15 protein-coding genes are annotated in these 17,234 nt (G+C 61.2%); 2 read left to right on the top strand and 13 right to left on the bottom strand.

The genetic code is table 11. The features are described 5' to 3' along the window. The first annotated feature begins 97 nt into the window (after positions 1-97). Complete coding sequence (locus Q4577_RS15285; RefSeq protein WP_303470365.1) at positions 98-1,495, top strand: FAD-binding oxidoreductase; 1,398 nt, start codon at positions 98-100, stop codon at positions 1,493-1,495. An 88-nt stretch (positions 1,496-1,583) separates the two neighbouring features. Further along, positions 1,584-2,087 (top strand): DUF1772 domain-containing protein, encoded by a 504-nt coding sequence (locus Q4577_RS15280; protein ID WP_303470367.1) that lies wholly within the window; start codon positions 1,584-1,586, stop codon positions 2,085-2,087. A gap of 3 nt (positions 2,088-2,090) precedes the next feature. Here the strand turns inward: Q4577_RS15280 and recN are convergent, their stop codons facing one another. The 13 genes from recN to ftsW form a co-directional block, all read right to left on the bottom strand. Continuing rightward, complete coding sequence (gene recN / locus Q4577_RS15275) at positions 2,091-3,740, bottom strand: DNA repair protein RecN (RefSeq protein WP_303470369.1); 1,650 nt, start codon at positions 3,738-3,740, stop codon at positions 2,091-2,093. A 38-nt stretch (positions 3,741-3,778) separates the two neighbouring features. Then, positions 3,779-4,657, bottom strand: coding sequence for an outer membrane protein assembly factor BamD (locus Q4577_RS15270; protein ID WP_303470372.1), 879 nt, complete (start codon positions 4,655-4,657; stop codon positions 3,779-3,781). Positions 4,658-4,912: 255 nt separating this feature from the next. Continuing rightward, a complete protein-coding gene (gene lpxC, locus Q4577_RS15265; RefSeq protein WP_303470374.1) occupies positions 4,913-5,836 on the bottom strand; it encodes a UDP-3-O-acyl-N-acetylglucosamine deacetylase in 924 nt (307 codons plus the stop codon). Positions 5,837-6,327: 491 nt separating this feature from the next. Beyond that, positions 6,328-7,956 (bottom strand): cell division protein FtsZ, encoded by a 1,629-nt coding sequence (gene ftsZ / locus Q4577_RS15260; protein WP_303470376.1) that lies wholly within the window; start codon positions 7,954-7,956, stop codon positions 6,328-6,330. Positions 7,957-8,227: 271 nt separating this feature from the next. Then, the gene (gene ftsA, locus Q4577_RS15255; protein WP_244687602.1) at positions 8,228-9,559 is read right to left on the bottom strand and encodes a cell division protein FtsA; all 1,332 of its coding nucleotides are present in this window, start codon (positions 9,557-9,559) and stop codon (positions 8,228-8,230) included. Next, positions 9,556-10,554 carry a cell division protein FtsQ/DivIB gene (locus Q4577_RS15250; protein WP_303470380.1) on the bottom strand — a complete coding sequence of 333 codons (999 nt, stop codon included), beginning with the start codon at positions 10,552-10,554 and terminating at the stop codon, positions 9,556-9,558. The genes ftsA and Q4577_RS15250 overlap by 4 nt, the downstream gene beginning before the upstream one ends. Continuing rightward, the gene (locus Q4577_RS15245; protein ID WP_303470383.1) at positions 10,542-11,471 is read right to left on the bottom strand and encodes a D-alanine--D-alanine ligase; all 930 of its coding nucleotides are present in this window, start codon (positions 11,469-11,471) and stop codon (positions 10,542-10,544) included. Before Q4577_RS15245 ends, Q4577_RS15250 begins: the two co-directional genes overlap by 13 nt. Before the next feature lie 119 nt (positions 11,472-11,590). After that, on the bottom strand, positions 11,591-12,520 hold the full coding sequence (gene murB / locus Q4577_RS15240; protein ID WP_303470385.1) for a UDP-N-acetylmuramate dehydrogenase: 930 nt from the start codon (positions 12,518-12,520) through the stop codon (positions 11,591-11,593). Between the two features lie 99 nt (positions 12,521-12,619). Further along, the gene (locus Q4577_RS15235; protein ID WP_303470388.1) at positions 12,620-12,961 is read right to left on the bottom strand and encodes a hypothetical protein; all 342 of its coding nucleotides are present in this window, start codon (positions 12,959-12,961) and stop codon (positions 12,620-12,622) included. A 109-nt stretch (positions 12,962-13,070) separates the two neighbouring features. Further along, positions 13,071-13,328 (bottom strand): DUF2484 family protein, encoded by a 258-nt coding sequence (locus tag Q4577_RS15230; protein ID WP_303470390.1) that lies wholly within the window; start codon positions 13,326-13,328, stop codon positions 13,071-13,073. Next, positions 13,328-14,734: a UDP-N-acetylmuramate--L-alanine ligase gene (gene murC, locus Q4577_RS15225; protein WP_244687614.1), complete on the bottom strand. Its 1,407-nt coding sequence runs from the start codon at positions 14,732-14,734 to the stop codon at positions 13,328-13,330. The genes Q4577_RS15230 and murC overlap by 1 nt, the downstream gene beginning before the upstream one ends. Beyond that, on the bottom strand, positions 14,731-15,855 hold the full coding sequence (locus Q4577_RS15220; RefSeq protein ID WP_303470393.1) for a UDP-N-acetylglucosamine--N-acetylmuramyl-(pentapeptide) pyrophosphoryl-undecaprenol N-acetylglucosamine transferase: 1,125 nt from the start codon (positions 15,853-15,855) through the stop codon (positions 14,731-14,733). Before Q4577_RS15220 ends, murC begins: the two co-directional genes overlap by 4 nt. A gap of 52 nt (positions 15,856-15,907) precedes the next feature. After that, a complete protein-coding gene (ftsW, locus tag Q4577_RS15215; protein WP_244687618.1) occupies positions 15,908-17,074 on the bottom strand; it encodes a putative lipid II flippase FtsW in 1,167 nt (388 codons plus the stop codon). Between the last annotated feature and the right edge of the window lie 160 nt (positions 17,075-17,234).

Raw genomic sequence — 17,234 nt, 5'->3', positions numbered from 1 at the left:
GTTTTGGTTGTTATTTGTCATTACACTCGATCACATCTTTGCGCGCTTCTGCCGCTACGGTAAGAATGCGCGATTTCGGTGATCAGACGGGGCAGACATGACCAGACCAGGGGCGCGGATAGAGGAAACCATTGAGGCGCTTAAGTCCTTGTTAGGCCAGAGGTTGACGACGTCCAAGTCCGATTTGGACCAGCATGGCCGATCCGAGAGCTATTTTGCCCCAATCCCCCCGGATGCGGTCGCCTATCCCGAAACCACAGAAGAAGTTTCCGCCCTGGTGAAGATTTGTGCAGGCTTCGATGTGCCGGTGGTGGCCTGGGGCACCGGAACCTCGCTTGAGGGGCATTCGCTGGCTGTCGAGGGTGGGGTCGTGGTGGATTTTTCCCGTATGACGCGGGTGCTGGATGTGCGCCCCGGCGATATGGATGTCAGTGTTCAGCCCGGCCTGACCCGCGAGGTCCTGAACCAGGAGCTGCGTGCCACGGGGCTGTTTTTTCCGGTTGATCCCGGTGCCAATGCCGCGCTTGGCGGCATGGCGGCCACCCGCGCCAGCGGCACCACTGCGGTGCGCTATGGCACGATGCGCGACAATGTTCTGGGGCTGGAGGCGGTGCTGGCCGATGGCCGAATCATACGCACCGGCACGCGGGCGCGCAAATCATCCGCCGGCTATGACCTCACCGCGCTGTTGGTGGGCAGCGAGGGCACATTGGGATTGATTACCGAATTGACCCTGCGGCTGCATGGCCAGCCCGAGGCGATCAGCGCCGGGGTCTGTGCCTTTCCCGACATGGCCCGCGCGGTGGCTGCGGTGACCGACACGGTGCAACTTGGCCTGCCGATGGCGCGGATCGAATTTGTCGACGCGGCCACGGCGGCGGCGGTCAATGCCTATTCCGGCATGGAATTCCCGCTTTTGCCGCATCTTTTGGTAGAGTTTCACGGCAGCGATGCGGGCGTGGCCGAACAATCGCGACAGTTCGGTGAAATCGTCGCCGATCATGGTGCGCTGGGGTTTGAATGGTCGCAAAACGCCGAAGACCGCAGCGCGCTTTGGACCATGCGGCACAATGCCTATTACGCGATCCTCGCCTCGCGCAAGGGCGCGCGTGGTGTGGTTACCGACATCTGCGTGCCGGTGTCGCATTTGGCACAGGCGGTGGAGGAAACCCAGGCCGATATCGCCGCCAGCCCAATCCCCGGCCCGATCCTGGGCCATGTCGGTGACGGCAATTTCCACGCGATCCTTTTGGTGGATGACAGCAATCCGGCGGAAATTGCCGCCGCCAAGGCCCTGTCGGCGCGGATGGTGGAACGTGCCTTGGCGCTGGGGGGGACATCCACCGGCGAACACGGGATCGGCATGGGAAAGCTGGATTTCATGGCCGCCGAACATGGCCCCGCCTGGGGCGTCATGGGCGAAATCAAACGCGCGCTTGATCCCAAGAATATTTTGAACCCCGGCAAAATGGTGCCGCCCGGCAATCAGTTTTAGACCCCCGCGCGGCAGCGATTGCGCCGCCTTGTCACATCCGGGTCACGGCCCGGCGGTATCCGTCATAAACCCAACCAAGGAATTTTTCATGACCTTCGCCCGTGCACCATTTTTGTTTATCAGCACCTGTCTCGCCATGCTGTTGAGCGCCGCCATCTTTGGATTTTTCTTCGCTTGGGTCTGTTCGACCATGTGGGGGCTGGATGCCATCGACCCGCGCATTTCGATTGCGGCGATGAACGGCATGAATGCCAGCGTGCGCAATGCGGTCTTTGCCCCGGCGTTTTTTGGCACCCCTCTGGCGCTTGCCCTGACTGCCGTGTTGGCCTGGCGCAATCGCGCGGCGGCGCTTTGGTTCGGGACGGCGGCGTTGCTGTATATTGTCGGGGCTTTCGCCGTGACAATGGCGGTCAATGTCCCCATGAACGAGGCGCTGATGTCCGTGACAATCCCCGAGGATCTGGAGGCCGCGCAGGTGATCTGGCAGGCCTATTCCAGCACCTGGCAGGTCTATAACATCGCCCGCACAATCGTCACCGGCTTTGTCTTTCTGTTCGGTTTGATGGGGGTGATACGGCTGGCGCGCGGCTGATCTTCAGCCCGCCAGCAAGGATCGCGCCGCGGCACGCGCCTCGTCCGTAATGGTGTCACCCGCCACCATGCGGGCGATTTCGTCAATCCGGTCGCCGGCATCCAATGGCACCACCTGCGACAGCGTCTGCTCGCCGGTCACCCGTTTTTCCACCCGCCAATGATGCGCACCCAGCGCCGCAACCTGGGGCGAATGCGTCACCACCAGCACCTGACCGGCCTCGGCCAGTGCCGCCAACCGGCGCCCAACCGCATCCGCCGTGGCCCCGCCGACACCCCGGTCGATTTCGTCAAAGATCATCGTTACGCCGTCATTGCCCTCGGCCAGACAGACCTTGAGCGCCAGCAAGAACCGGCTGAGCTCGCCACCCGACGCAATCTTGCCAATCGGGCCGGCCGGTGCGCCGGGGTTGGTCGCCACGGTAAAGGCCACCGCATCGCGCCCCTCAGGGCCCGGCGTGTCATCCGTGATCTCGGTGGAAAACACCGCGCGCTCCATTTTCAATGGCGCAAGTTCTGCGGTGACAGCGGCGTCCAATTTGCCCGCGGCGGCGTGGCGTGCGGCGCTCAGGGCGGCGGCAGCGGCGTCATATTCAGCCTGTGCTGCATCCGCTGCGCTGCGCAATTCCGCAAGGCCGGCATCCCCCTGATCCAATTTGGTCAGCCGCGCGCGCAGGCTCTCGGCCAGTTCCGGCAGGGCTTCGGCCCCGACATTGTGCTTGCGTGCCAAGGCGCGCAGGGCAAACAGCCGCTCTTCGCAATCTTCCAATTCATGTGGGTTGAAAGCCAGCACATCCAGCGTTTCCTCGATCCCACGCACGGCTGTGTCCAGCTCCTCCAGCGCGCGGGACAGCGCCGCCAGCGGGGCGTCCAGCCGACCGTCAGCCCGGTCCGCCACCCCGTCAAGCCATCGCATCGCCTCGCCCATTGATCCTTCGGCGCCATCATTGCCAAGTGCGTCGCCCGCGCGGGAAATATCTTCGCGAATGCGTTCCGCCCCCTGCATCAGTCGGCGCTTGGCATCCAGTTCGCTGTCCTCGCCCGGTTGCGGATCAAGCGCGTCAACCTCGGCCACCGCATGACGCAGGAAATCTTCTTCTTCGCGCATGGCGGTCATGGCCGCCTCTGCCTCGGACAGCGCCTTGCGGGCAGCAGACAGGCTGCGCCAGGCGGCACTGGTGGTGCGCAACTGTGCCTCGACCCCGGCAAAGGAATCCAGAATCCGACGATGCCCGCGCGGGTTCAACAGACCGCGATCGTCGTGCTGGCCGTGCAATTCAACCAATGTTTCCGACAATTGCCGCAGCACCTCGCCGGAACAGCGCCGGTCGTTGACCCAGGCCGTTTTACGCCCATCCGCCGAATTCACCCGGCGCAGAATCAACTCATCCCCTGTCGGCAGACCGGCCTTTTCCAACACGGCAAAGGCAGCATGATCCGGGGACAGATCGAATTCGGCCACGACCTCGCCCTGTTTGGCACCGGACCGCACCAATTCGGCCCGCCCGCGCCAGCCCAGCACAAAGCCCAGCGAATCCAGCAGGATCGACTTGCCCGCGCCGGTTTCCCCGGTCAACACGTTCAACCCCGGCTGGAAGGCCAGCTCGAGGTGATCAATGATCAGCATATCGCGAATATCAAGCGCGCGCAGCATTTACGCCCCTTGGGCCGGGCCTGTTGCCCGCCGCCCTGTTACAGCCATTCACCCTTGATCATCTGGCGATAGATCGCCCCCAGCCAGCTGCCTTGGAAATACTTCGGTTCAAGCCCCTGCCCGGTCAAAAGACGATAGCTGTCTTCGTACCATTCGGTGGATTGATAGTTGTATCCCAGGATTGCGCCGGCGGTCTGTGCCTCTTGGGTCAGGCCCAGCGACAGATAGCTTTCAACCAGACGATGCAGGGCCTCTGCGGTGTGGGTTGTGGTTTGGAAATCTTCGACCACCACCCGGAACCGATTGATCGCCGAGGTATAGTGCTGACGTTTCAGATAATACCGCCCGATCTCCATCTCCTTGGCGGCAAGGTGATCAAAGGCGAGGTCGAATTTCAGAATCGACGAGCGGGCATATTCGCTGTCTGGATAGACTTCGATAACGGTGCGCAGCGCCTGCAATGCCTGAAAGGTCAGCCCCTGATCGCGACCAACATCGTCAATTTGGTCATAATACGATAGCGCCAACAGATATTGCGCATAGGCCGCATCTTCGTCTGCCGGATAGAAATCAATATAACGCTGTGCTGCGGACCGGGCGCTTTCGTATTCCTTGTCCTTGTGATGGGCAAAGGCCTGCATGATCAATGCACGCTTGGCCCATTCGGAATAGGGATACAGCCGTTCGATCTCGGAAAAGAAACGCGCCCCTTCGGAGTATTTCCGGCGGTCGACTTCATATTCGCCACGCTCGAAAATCTGTTCGGCGGTATAGGCCTCGATCGGGGTGTTCGATGCCCCGATATTGCCCCGCGCGTTACGATAAGACTCGCCACACCCCGCCAGGGGCACAGCCAGCACCAGCGCCACAAGGATGGCCCGCGATGTCACACCAAAAAGTGGTCTGCCGCCTGTCATGCCTGATCAACCCTCACCCAATAGTCCGGCCCGAATGTCGGGCTTTGTTCCAGCCCGGCGTTCAAACGTCAACGCCTGTTTGGCCCGGTTAACCCGTCCTAGCACAAAGCCAGCAATCTCTTAAAGGGCATACGACAGTTCCCCAAAAATGGAAACGCCTGCCGACCATCGACAGGCGCAAAAGAAGGTGATGCCATGGAAAGCTGAGCAAAATCTGCGGGGCGGATCAATGCAGACGCCCCGTTCACCTGGGAATCAGGCGACAGCGGCGGGAATATCGTGACGCATCACGCCCGCCCCGGGCAGACGCGCGGCGCTGGCACGATCACATTCCACAAACCGCACCGCACCCGGTGTGTTGAAAAGCGCATGCAACAACATGTTGGTCATCGAATGCCCGGCGCGATAACCGGTGTAATGGCCCAGAATGGGTGCCCCCGCCAGCGACAGATCGCCAAGCGCATCCAGCATCTTGTGGCGCACAGGCTCGTCGCTGTGGCGCATGCCGCCGGGGCTGAGGACCTTGTCACCGTCAACCACAACGGCATTGTCCAACGTGCCCCCAAGCGCCAGGCCATTGGCGTGCATATAGTCAACATCCGACTTGCGGCAGAATGTGCGGCTATCGCACAGCTCGCGCACAAAGGCCCCGTTGGACAGGGTCATCTGCTTGTCCTGGCTGCCGATGGCCGCATCTTCAAAGTCGATATGGAACGACATCGACAGCGTGTCCGCAGGCGACAACCGCGCCCAGCCGCTGTCGGTTTCGACGGTGACGGTTTTTTCAACCTTCAGCGCGGCGACCGGCATGTCCAGCTCCCGCACGCCACGGGCCAGAATTGCATCGACGAACGGCGCGGCGGAACCATCAAGGATCGGCACCTCGGGTCCGTTGATTTCGATCAGCGCATTATGCACACCACAGCCCGCAAGTGCGGCCATGACATGTTCGATGGTCGACACTTCGACACCGGCACCATTGACGATACGCGTGCACAGCGGCGAGCGCACAACAGAATCCCAGCGCGCCGGGATCATGGTGTCGCCAAAATGAATATCCGTCCGTTTGAACCAGATGCCATATCCCGCCGAAGCCGGAGAAATGATCATGCGTACCGGGCGGCCAGAGTGCAGGCCGACACCGTCAAAGCGGATCTTGGATTTAAGCGTTGCCTGCACGTTGCTACCTCTTGTCTTCTTCCCTTGCCACATGGGGGCCTTTGATGGTCCCGGCAGCATTTCCGCAAAATTCCCGCCCTGGGCGGTCGACGTGGTGGAACCCGGTTTCAGGCCCGGTGCCACCAAAGACATCACTGCGGATCGGTGATGAGGCAGAGATACGAATTGTGCCGCATCTTCTCAAATAACGTAATGCAACGTGTTGAAACATATGGCCGAATCCATCGGCGACAACTTGCATATTAGGGTCAAGCCATTGAATTCATGTCTGAATTCATGTTGCATGATTATGGTGCAAACCCTTAATCGTGACCACAAACCGGGCGTTTCTGGCGCGGTTTGTTGCATTTTGCGTGCCGGGGTTCTGCCGTTTTTCGCCAGTTTTCGCCGGCACTCCCCCACCGCGGTGGCGCAAGACATTCCCCCCACACCAGCCGCACAACAAAAAAGGGCCCCCGAAGGGACCCTTTTCAATCTTGGGCTGCGTTGCCTCAGTTGGCTTGACGGCGCAGGAAGGCGGGGATTTCAATCCGCTCCTGCTCAGGGTCGGCCTGAGGCTCGGGCGCATGGCTTGCTGCCGGGGTTTGCATGGGCGGCTGACGGCGCGGTTGCTGTGCATGCCCGCCTTCCTGACCATGGCCGGTCATCCGACCGATCAGCGAGTTGATACCAAACCGCGGGCGGTCCGGCTCTGCGCCGTCCTGACGTGGCTCTGCGCCGCGCGGTGCGCCGCCACCGGCACGATGTGCCGCAGCCTGCAAACGGGCCAAAGCTTCGGGCGATGGGGTGCCGGGTGTCGGGGCCTTGGGCGCGACAAAGGACTCGGTCTCGTCTTCTTCGTAGCGTGCATGGCTGGGTTCGAATTGCGGCACATCCGGCTGATAGGCCGGGGGCGGAAGATCGTCATCCGCCGCAACATCCGTGCGCTGCTCAAACCCGTTGAACAACGAAGGTTCTTCTGGCGCTTCAGCGGCTTCGGGCGCGGCCTGTTCAAAGGCCACCGGCTGATGTTCTTCGGCCTGGGTGGCCGCCACTGGTGCGGGCGCAGGTTCGGCCGGGGCCGGTGCTTCGACAGCGGCTGGGGCCGCAGCGGGCACCTGTTTCAGAGGCTCGGCCAGCGAACGACGCGGCACGGGAATATCCATTTGCACGTCGGAGGCATCAATGCCTGTGGCTACAACGCTGACGCGCATCTGACCGCCCATCGCCTCGTCCAGGGTCGAGCCGACGATGATATTGGCGTCTGCGTCCACCTCTTCGCGAATGCGGTTGGCCGCTTCGTCGAGTTCGAACAGCGTCAAATCGGTACCACCGGTGATGTTGATCAGCACGCCCTTGGCGCCGCGCAGCGAAATCTCGTCCAGCAGCGGGTTGGCAATCGCCTTTTCCGCCGCCTGGATTGCGCGATCTTCGCCGTCGGCCTCGCCCGTGCCCATCATCGCCTTGCCCATTTCGTCCATCACGGCGCGCACGTCAGCAAAGTCGAGGTTGATCAGGCCCGGACGCACCATAAGGTCCGTCACACCCTTCACACCCTGATAGAGCACATCGTCCGCCAGGCTGAAAGCTTCGGTAAATGTGGTTTTTTCGTTCGCCAGCCGGAACAGGTTCTGGTTGGGAATGATGATCAGCGTATCCACGACCTTTTGCAGCGCCTCAACGCCATCTTCGGCCTGACGCATCCGCTTCGCGCCTTCGAACTGGAACGGCTTGGTCACAACACCAACCGTCAGAACCCCAAGTTCCCGCGCCGCTTGCGCAATGATCGGGGCCGCGCCGGTGCCGGTGCCGCCGCCCATCCCGGCGGTGATGAAACACATATGTGCCCCCGCCAGATGGTCGACAATCTCTTCAATGCTTTCTTCCGCAGCAGCGGCGCCGATCGTCGCCTTGGCGCCCGCGCCCAGGCCTTCGGTCACTTTGACGCCCAGCTGCACCCGGCTGGCAGCATTGGATTGTTGCAGCGCCTGTGCATCGGTGTTCGCGACAACAAATTCGACGCCTTCAAGCGCCTTTTCAATCATGTTGTTGACCGCGTTTCCGCCTGCACCGCCCACGCCGAAAACCGTGATGCGGGGCCGCAGTTCGTCGTGTCCGGGTACTGAAAGATTCAATGTCATAACTGTCCGCCTTGTCCGCCTGCTTTATACCCTGACCGGGCATTTTCCTGCCTATTACTCTACATTATGCCGAAATGGCAGGCCGGCGTCACGTAAAAAACATGAATAAACCGCAAAATATGGGCAAAAAGATGCCCATTTCTGCCGGATGCCGGCGAATTTCCCAAATATGGCGGAAGTATTGTGGTCATGACACAAGGTAACCCGGTCAAATGGCCGGTTTATCCACAGTGTTATCCACAGGTGCAGCCGCATTCAACGGCTCAGGTTGCTACCAATTGTCACGAAACCATTTGACCGCCCGCTTCAATGAACGCGCCGGATACCGATCGACCGGCAGGTCAAAGTCCCACCATTCGTCCTGGGGGTGGGCGGCAAACAGGCACAGCCCCACAGCCGCCGAAAAACCGGGGCCGGTGACCGCCTGCGGCAGACCATGCACCCGCAGCGGCCGGCCCAACCGGACCTGATGGCCCAGAATACGTGACGCCAGCGCATCAAGTCCCGGGATCTGGCTCGCGCCGCCGGTCAACACGATTTGCTGGCTTGGCAGATGCTCAAACCCTGCCGCGTCAAGGCGCACGCGCACCTCTTCCAAAATTTCTTCGACCCGTGGACGCATGATGCCAATCAATTCGGCCCGGCTGGCAGTGCGGCGATCATGTTCCCAATCGCCGGTCTCGCCGCCAATGCCGATCATCTCGCGGTCATCCATGCCGGTCGCAACAAGGCCGCCGTGCACGGTCTTGATCCGCTCGGCCATCGCCATCGGCACCTGAAGCCCCATGGAAATGTCGCTGGTGACATGATCGCCGCCCATCCGCACCGCATCGGAATAGATCATGTGTTTTTTCATGAAGATCGAGATACCGGTCGCCCCGCCGCCCATGTCGATACAGGCCGCGCCCAGCTGTTGCTCGTCCTCGACCAGCGCCGCATTGCCCGCGACATATGCGGAACTGGCCAGCCCGGCCAATTCCAGATCACAGCGTTTGACGCAATGCGCCAGATTCTGGATCGCCTGTGCATCTACCGTCAACATATGCATGTCAGTGGACAGGTTGTTGCCGATCTGACCGCGCGGATCGTCCAACCCGGAACGATGATCCAGCGCAAAATTCACCGGTTGTGCGTGCAGCACCTCGCGCCCGGCGCCAAAGTCCGGCACATCACAAGACGACAGCACCCGCGCCACATCCTGTTCATCGACCGTCTGGCCATGCACCTCGACCTCGCCCGCCAAACCATAAGAACGCGGACCGCCACCGGAGAAACAGGCAATCACGTGATCCACCCGAATGCCGGCCATCTTCTGGGCCGATTGCAAAGAGGTGCGAATGGCGCGTTCGGTTTCGCCCATCGCCGAGATTTCGCCAAACCGCACGCCGCGCGACCGGGTGGTCGCAGCGCCAATCACCCGAAACCCGGATTGCCCCGCAAGCGAGCCAACCCCGGTATCGACGCTTTTTTCCGTGCCATCAAATCGCAGGACCAGACAAGCGATCTTGGCGCTGCCCACGTCCAGAATGGCAATCACGCCGCGTTGCATTGCCGCCTTGCGCATGTTGCGCATGGCCCGCTGGGATTCATACAACTCGATCATTTTGCCCTAACTCCAAGCTCTTCCGCCTTGATTTTCCGCAATTCTGTGACTGCGTTGTCATTCATTCGTATCGTTGGCCGGTCCGGCAACCGCATGTCGACCACCGCCAGATCACGATCCAACATGCCGTGCGGCGTGATCTTGTCCAACGCCAGAACGCGTTCCAATGCCGGCACCGGTTGATTTGCAGGCAGCTGAATTCGCTGACCCCGGTTCAGCACCAGATCCCAGCGCCGTTCACCCACCCGAACCAATCCGCGCAAACGCGCGTTCAGGGGGGTCGCGGCCGCCAAAATCGCCAGCGCCTCTTCGACCTCGGTCTCGGCACCGTCGCCGGCAATCACCGCAAGATCGGGGCGCTCTGACCGATGGGCCAAGGACGACACCCGGAACCCCTGGGCATCCAGAAGTTCCAGCCCCTGCCCCGACCGCCAGACCACCGCCGGCACCCGTTCAACCACATTAACCTGAAGCACGCCGCCCGGCTTGATCCGCAGACTGATCCGTTCCACCGCGTCCAGACCGGCAATCGTTTCGCGGATCTGATCCAGATCGAGATGAAAGGACGACACCGGAAAATCGACGGCCAGGATCTCGCGGATGTCCTCGGACACGCCAAGACCGGCGCCATCGACCCGCATCATGTGCACCATGAATTCATCGCGCTGTTCGATCGCGACACGCATATCCACCAGCTTGCTGTTCAAAGCCTCGCGCCGGGTCTCATCGGACAGCCAGATGGTGCCAATCAACAAGGTCACCGCCAGCGGCACCCCGATGCGCAGCATATGGCGAAACATCGGCGTCAGCATCAACCGCTGCATCCGATAGGACCAACGTGACGGCGCCGGATCGGCCTTGGGCCGGGGCGCGTTGGGCCGGGGGGCGTTGGGTCTGGCTTGGGGTGTTTGAACCGGCGGCGTCGGCCCGCCATGTGCCGGGTGATAGGCGCGGAAAATCCGGCCTTTGGCGGGGGGATCACTCAGCGATGACATGAGGCCTCCTCCACCATCCAGGCGCAAAGTTGGCCAAAGCTGATGCCCTGTGTCGCGGCCTGTTCCGGTGCCAGCGACGTGGGGGTCATTCCCGGTTGGGTATTGGTTTCCAACAGGATCAACCCATCCAGACCGCGCGCCGCATCCCAGCGGAAATCGGTGCGGCTGACACCGCGACAGCCAAGCGCAACATGCGCCCGTGTCGCATAATCGAGGCAGGCGGCAAAAATGTCCTTTGGAATATCGGCCGGCACCACATGGCGCGACCCGCCCTCTTTGTATTTGGCGTCGTAATCGTACCACCCGGTGGTGATGATATCGGTCACGGTCAGCGCCCCGGGATCGTTTTCGCCCGTGCCCATCACCGTGGTTGTCAATTCACGTCCCGGCGCAAAGGTTTCGACCATGACGAATTCCGGCATGTCATCGGACAATTGCGGCGGGCCGTTGTTTTCGGCCTCGACCAGATAGACACCAACGGACGAGCCTTCGTTGTTGGGTTTGACCACATAGGGCGGCGTCAACACATGGCCCGCGCGCACATCGGCGGCAGCGGCAATCACGCTTTCGACAACCGGCAATCCAGCGTCGCGAAAAACCTGTTTGCTGCGCTGCTTGTCCATTGCCAGCGCCGAGGCCAGCACGCCGGAATGCGTATAGGGCAGACCCAGCCATTCCAACATGCCCTGCACACAGCCATCTTCGCCCCAACGACCATGCAGGGCGTTGAACACAACATCAGGCGCAGCCGTGGCAAGCTGCGCGGGCAGATCCTGCCCGGCGTCGATCTCTATAACCTCAAAGCCTTCGCCCCTGAGCGCCACAGCGCATTCGCGCCCCGAAGACAGCGACACCTCACGCTCCGCAGAGGGGCCACCCATCAACACCGCAACTCGGGAGCCTGCCCTGCTCGACATGCTCACATCGCCTCAACTTTTCTGGACCTGCTCGGGCCCTAATTTTATCGAACCTGCCGGTTCGTTTATTATGTCGAACCATATGGTTCAGTATCTGGCCGTTTTTCGACCTTGGCGGGTCAAAGCTTTTCGCCAACCCGCATGATTTCCCAGTGTAACGCTATTCCGCTGGTTTGAAAAACCTTTTTTCGCACTTCTTCGCCCAGATCTTCCAGATCTGCTGCGGTGGCGCTGCCGGTGTTGATCAGAAAATTGGAGTGTTTCTCGCTCATCTGCGCACCACCAATGGTTGCGCCACGCATTCCAGCGTCGTCAATCACCTTCCAGGCCTTCAATTCATGGCTATCGTCTGCCCGCCCGGTGCTGGAAAATCCGGCCGGATTGCGAAAGGTCGATCCGGCTGTGCGGTCCTTGGTGGGTTGGGTGGCGTCGCGTTTGGCCAGCTGATCGTCCATTTTTTGGGCAAGTTCCTGCGCATCCCCCCGCGCGCCCTGCAAAACGGCCTGTGTCAGAACCCAGCCATCGGGCAGATCGGTCTGTCGGTAGCGAAAGTTGAGGTCATCGGCGGTGAGCGTCACAATCGCGCCCTCGCGGGTCACGGCAGTGGCTTCGACAAAATGATCCGCGACATACGACCCGTAGCACCCGGCATTCATCCGCACCGCGCCGCCAATCGCACCGGGAATGGTGCGCAGAAAGGTCAGATCGACCCCGGCCTCTGCCGCCCGTTTGGCAACATGGGCATCCAATGCGGCGGCGCCCACCGTCACCCGGGTGCCATCGACGGAGATCGCGTTGAACCCCCGCCCCATGCGCACCACCACGGCCCGCAGGCCACCGTCGCGCACAATCAGGTTCGATCCAACCCCCATGGGAAAGACCGACACCGCCGGGTCCAGCGCACGCAGAAACCCCGCCAGATCATCGGTATCTGCGGGCTGAAACAGCCAATCCGCCGGTCCGCCAACCCGCAACCATGTCAGATCGGCAAGCGCCCGATCCTGGGTCAGCCGTCCGCGCACCTCTGGCATCTGTACAGAATTGTTCATTACCCGCCCTTTCCGAAACGCTTCGGTCATAAGGCGGTTTGCAGCGCAGGAAAAGCCCCGTCAACCGGTCTTCAGCTAGGCCTTTGCCCGAACCTCTGCTCAGACCTCTGCCCCAACCTCTGCTCTGGCGTCGGGCCGCACATCTTCGTGGGCGCTGGCATTGTCGCGCCGTGCCCGCCACCAGGCGACAAGCCCGCCAAGGCTCAATCCCGTCAGGGCTGGCAGTGCAAGAAACGCCACAATCAGGAAATAGGCCAATGCATCCCAGCCCACCGCAGACTGCGCCATGGAATAGGTCACCGCGCCAGCGATGATCACCATTCCCAGCAGGCAGAAATATTCACACACAGAGCCGCGCCGCACCAATTGATGCCCCAACAAACCGGCTACCATCGCCAATCCCGCGATGAAAAGGGCATATTTGATCTGATCCGGTTCCATATCTCCGCTCCCGACTTGTTTGACAAAGCCTAGTCGCGAAGATGCCCTTGCGGCAACTGGGGTATTCCTTACCCTGTCCGATTATTTGGTCTGATCCGCCGCTGCGGTCTTAACGCGCGCCGCCCCCGGCCATGCGTCGCATCCAGCGGCCAAGATAGATCACAGGCCAGCGCAGAACACTCATCCCGGCCAGCAGCGTCAACAGGCCGATCCAAGGGCCGTTTTGATAGGTGACAAACCCAAGCAAAGGCACACCCACAGCAATCAGCGCATAGGCACGGCGCCAATGGTTGTCATTCGACGGCAAGGCCGCCGCCAGATTGGCGGCCAAGACCCAAAGACATGCAAGCACCAGCGACAGGGACATCAACCCGCCGCTTTCAATTGATCCGGCAGGGCATTGGCCCAGGCGCTGATCGTGCCCGCGCCAAGACAGACCACCATGTCCCCCGGCCCGGCGTTTGCGCGGACAAATCCGGCCAGATCATCCGCCCCGGCCAGCGCACTGGCATGGCGGTGACCATGACGGCGCAACCCCGCCACCAGATCATCGCGCGACGCGCCCGCAATCGGGTCTTCACCGGCGGCAAAGACATCGGCAATCGCCACCACATCGGCCTCATTGAAACAGGCACAGAAATCTTCAAACAGGTTTTCCAACCGTGAATAGCGATGCGGTTGGTGCACCGCGATCACCCGCCCCTCACAGGCCTGGCGCGCCGCTTTCAGCACAGCAGCGATTTCAACCGGGTGATGTCCGTAATCGTCGATGATGGTCACGCCATCAACTTCGCCCACTTTGGTAAAACGCCTGTTAACACCGCCAAACTTCGCCAAAGCATCGCGGATTTCACTGGTTTTCATGCCCAGATGGCGACAGACAGCCACCGCAGACAAGGCGTTCAGTACATTGTGATCACCGGGCATCGGCAGAGCGCAATCTTCGATCATCATGCCCTCGGCCTGAAGTGCGATATCGAATTTCGCCACGCCGCCGACGTAATGCAGGTTAACGGCCCGCACATCGGCCTGCGAATTGAAGCCATAGGTCACAATGCGCCGGTCCGTGACCTTGCCAACCAGGCGCTGTACCTCTTCATGATCGGTGCAGCACACCGCAAGACCATAGAAGGGAATGTTCGACACGAAATCCAGGAACCCCTGGCGCAGGCTGTCGAAATCACCCCAATGCTCCATATGCTCGGGGTCGATATTGGTAACAACACCGATTGTCGCGGGCAGTCGGTTGAAGGTGCCGTCGCTTTCATCGGCCTCGACCACCATCCATTCGCCCTGCCCCATCCGGGCGTTCGAACCATAGGCGTGAATGATCCCGCCATTGACCACCGTCGGATCAAAACCGCCGGCGACCATAAGCTCGGCCATCATGGTGGTGGTCGTGGTCTTGCCATGCGTTCCGGCGATGGCAATGTTGGATTTGAGACGCATCAGCTCGGCCAGCATTTCGGCCCGGCGCACCACAGGCAGACCGTTGGCACGGGCTTCATCCAGCTCTGGGTTGCCGGGTTTGATTGCCGACGAAATGACAACCACCTCGGCCCCGTCCAGATTTTCGGCCTTCTGCCCCACAAAGACCCGCGCGCCAAGACCTTCGAGCCGCTCGGTGATCTTGGACGTTTTCAGATCACTGCCCTGCACCTGATAGCCAAGGTTCAAAAGCACCTCTGCAATCCCGGACATGCCGATGCCGCCAATGCCGACAAAGTGGATCGGCCCGACATCCGTGGGCAGTTTGGTGGCGGCTGCGTTCATTCTGCATCCTTTCGCACTGTGGGTGTCTGACCCTCGGCCAGAGCTTCGACCATCGCGGCCAGATCCTGCGCGGCACCGGTCTTTCCCAGACCAAGCGCCGATTGCGCCATATGCAATGCGCCCTCTGGTTGGTTCAGGATCTGATGAATGGACGCGGTCAGCGGGTCGACGTTCAATTCACTTTCGGGGATCACGACGGCGGCCCCGGCTTCGGACATGCCGCGGGCATTGGCGCTTTGGTGATCGCCGGTGGCGGCCGCATAGGGCACCAGAATCGCAGGGCGGCCAATCACGGTCAGATCCGCAATAGAGGACGCACCGGCCCGGCTGATCACCAATTGCGCCTCGGTCATGCGGCGCGGCACATCATGAAAGAAGGGCTGTACATCGGCGTCAATATTATGGTCGCGATAAAACTGGGTGACCCGTTCGTGGTCTTCGCCCCGGGCCTGATGGCTGACGCGGATGTTTTGCAGCATCTCCATCGGCAGGCCGGCAATGGCCGGCGGCACCACATCGGACAGAACCCTTGCGCCCTGGCTGCCGCCCATCACGAGGATCGACATCGGGTAATCGCCAGGCGGGATATAGCTGGCACCGGCCCGCTCCAATATCGCGGCACGCACCGGGTTGCCGGTATGCGCGCCCGTCACACCCTCGGGCAGGACGGTCGGCCAGGTGCCACAGGCCATCGCATCGACGCGTTTGGCAAACACCCGATTCACCTTGCCCAGAATGCCGTTTTGTTCATGGATCATACGTGGCAGGCGCAGCATCCAGGCCGCCGACAGCGCCGGGATCGACGGATAGCCGCCAAACCCCACAACCGCCGCAGGCCGGTCGCGCAACATCGCAAAGGCCGCCGACGCAACACCGCCCAGAATACGCAGCGGCACCAGCCCCTTGGCCAAAATACCACCACGGGCAAAGGTCGCGGAAGAGATTTGATCAATCTCGACCATATGCGGAAAGTTCTGGGTGTACCGCGCGCCGCGCGCATCGGTCGACAGTTTGACCCGCCAGCCGCGCGCCAGCATCTCTTCGGCCAGGGATTGCGCCGGGAACATATGTCCGCCGGTGCCCCCCGCCGCGATAACCAGAAGCTTGGTGCGTTTGCTCATGCCATGCGCCCAATGTCAGACCGGGGCATTGCGCAGTGTGGAAGTGTCGGGATCACCTGACCCGTCCCCGCAGAATATCGCCGATTTCGCCCTGTGGCCGGGTCCGGGTAAAGGACAGCAACATGCCAACCGCGATGCCAGTGGCAATCAGGGACGAGCCGCCATAGCTGACAAAGGGCAAGGTCATGCCCTTGGCCGGCAACAGCCGCACGGCAACCCCCATGTTGATCATGGCCTGAACCCCGAACATACAGGCCAGTCCCGTGCCGGCCAGCCGAATAAATGGATCGCGCTCGCGCATCAGTCGCCCCAACGAGAAAAGAACGACGCCCGCATATAGCGCGATAATCGCCAGCACAAGCACCAGGCCGTATTCCTCGGCGGCAACCGCAATGATGAAATCCGTATGGGCATCCGGCAGCGACCATTTCACCTGGCCCTCACCGACACCCACACCGACAAAACCGCCTTCGCGGATGGCATTGGTGGCATAGCCCAGCTGGGTGGTGGGATCGACATCCGCCGTCAAAAAGCCGTCGATCCGGCGGGCGAAATGTTCAGAACTGGAATAGGCCACGGTTCCCGCCAGCACCACACAGCCCGCAATCGCCACCAGCAACAGCATCGGCGCACCCGCCACGAAATACATCACCCCCCAGCCAAACATGACAAGACACGCCTGACCAAAGTCAGGCTGCAACGCCAGCATCAACACGATGGTGATGCACAGACCAAAGGACCACATCCGCCCCGGCGGGCCGTTGATTTCCTGATTGGCGGCCATCATCCAGGCCGCAACCACAACAAATCCGGGTTTGAGGAATTCGGACGGCTGCACACTGGCAAAGCCCAGGCTGTACCACCGCACCGCGCCTTTGCCAAAATCGGTGCCGAGGGCCGGCAGAAGCGCCAGTGCCACAAAGGCCACGGCAAATCCCATCACCGCCAATCGGCGCACGACCACCGGCGACATCATCGAGGTCAAGAGCATCGCCACCAGCGCCGCACCACCAAACACCGCCTGACGGGTCACATAATGAAAAGGCTCAAATCCGTTCTTGGCGGCCAAGGGGGGCGAAGCCGCCAATCCCAACAGGATGCCGATCACAAAAAGGATAAGGATAAACGACATCGACATCTTGTCGATTGTGCGCCACCATTTTGGGAGCACCGGCTCGACATCCCGTACGGGTGCCGCGCCATAGACCATTTCCGTCATGGGAACCTGCCACTCAAACTGCCTCAATCGCCCCGTTTTCGGGGTCTGAGCGGGAGTGTACCGATTTTTTGCCTATCCGGCCAGAAGAAAGCGCCACACCCCTTGCGCATTGTCAGGTCCAATTCGGGCCATTAGCAGGCCAGGTTCGGCACCCGAATGC

Source organism: Marinovum sp. 2_MG-2023 (genome assembly GCF_030548265.1).
Lineage (GTDB): Bacteria > Pseudomonadota > Alphaproteobacteria > Rhodobacterales > Rhodobacteraceae > Marinovum.
Note: the sequence above shows the minus strand (reverse complement) of the source record. Positions and strands in the feature narration are given on the sequence as shown.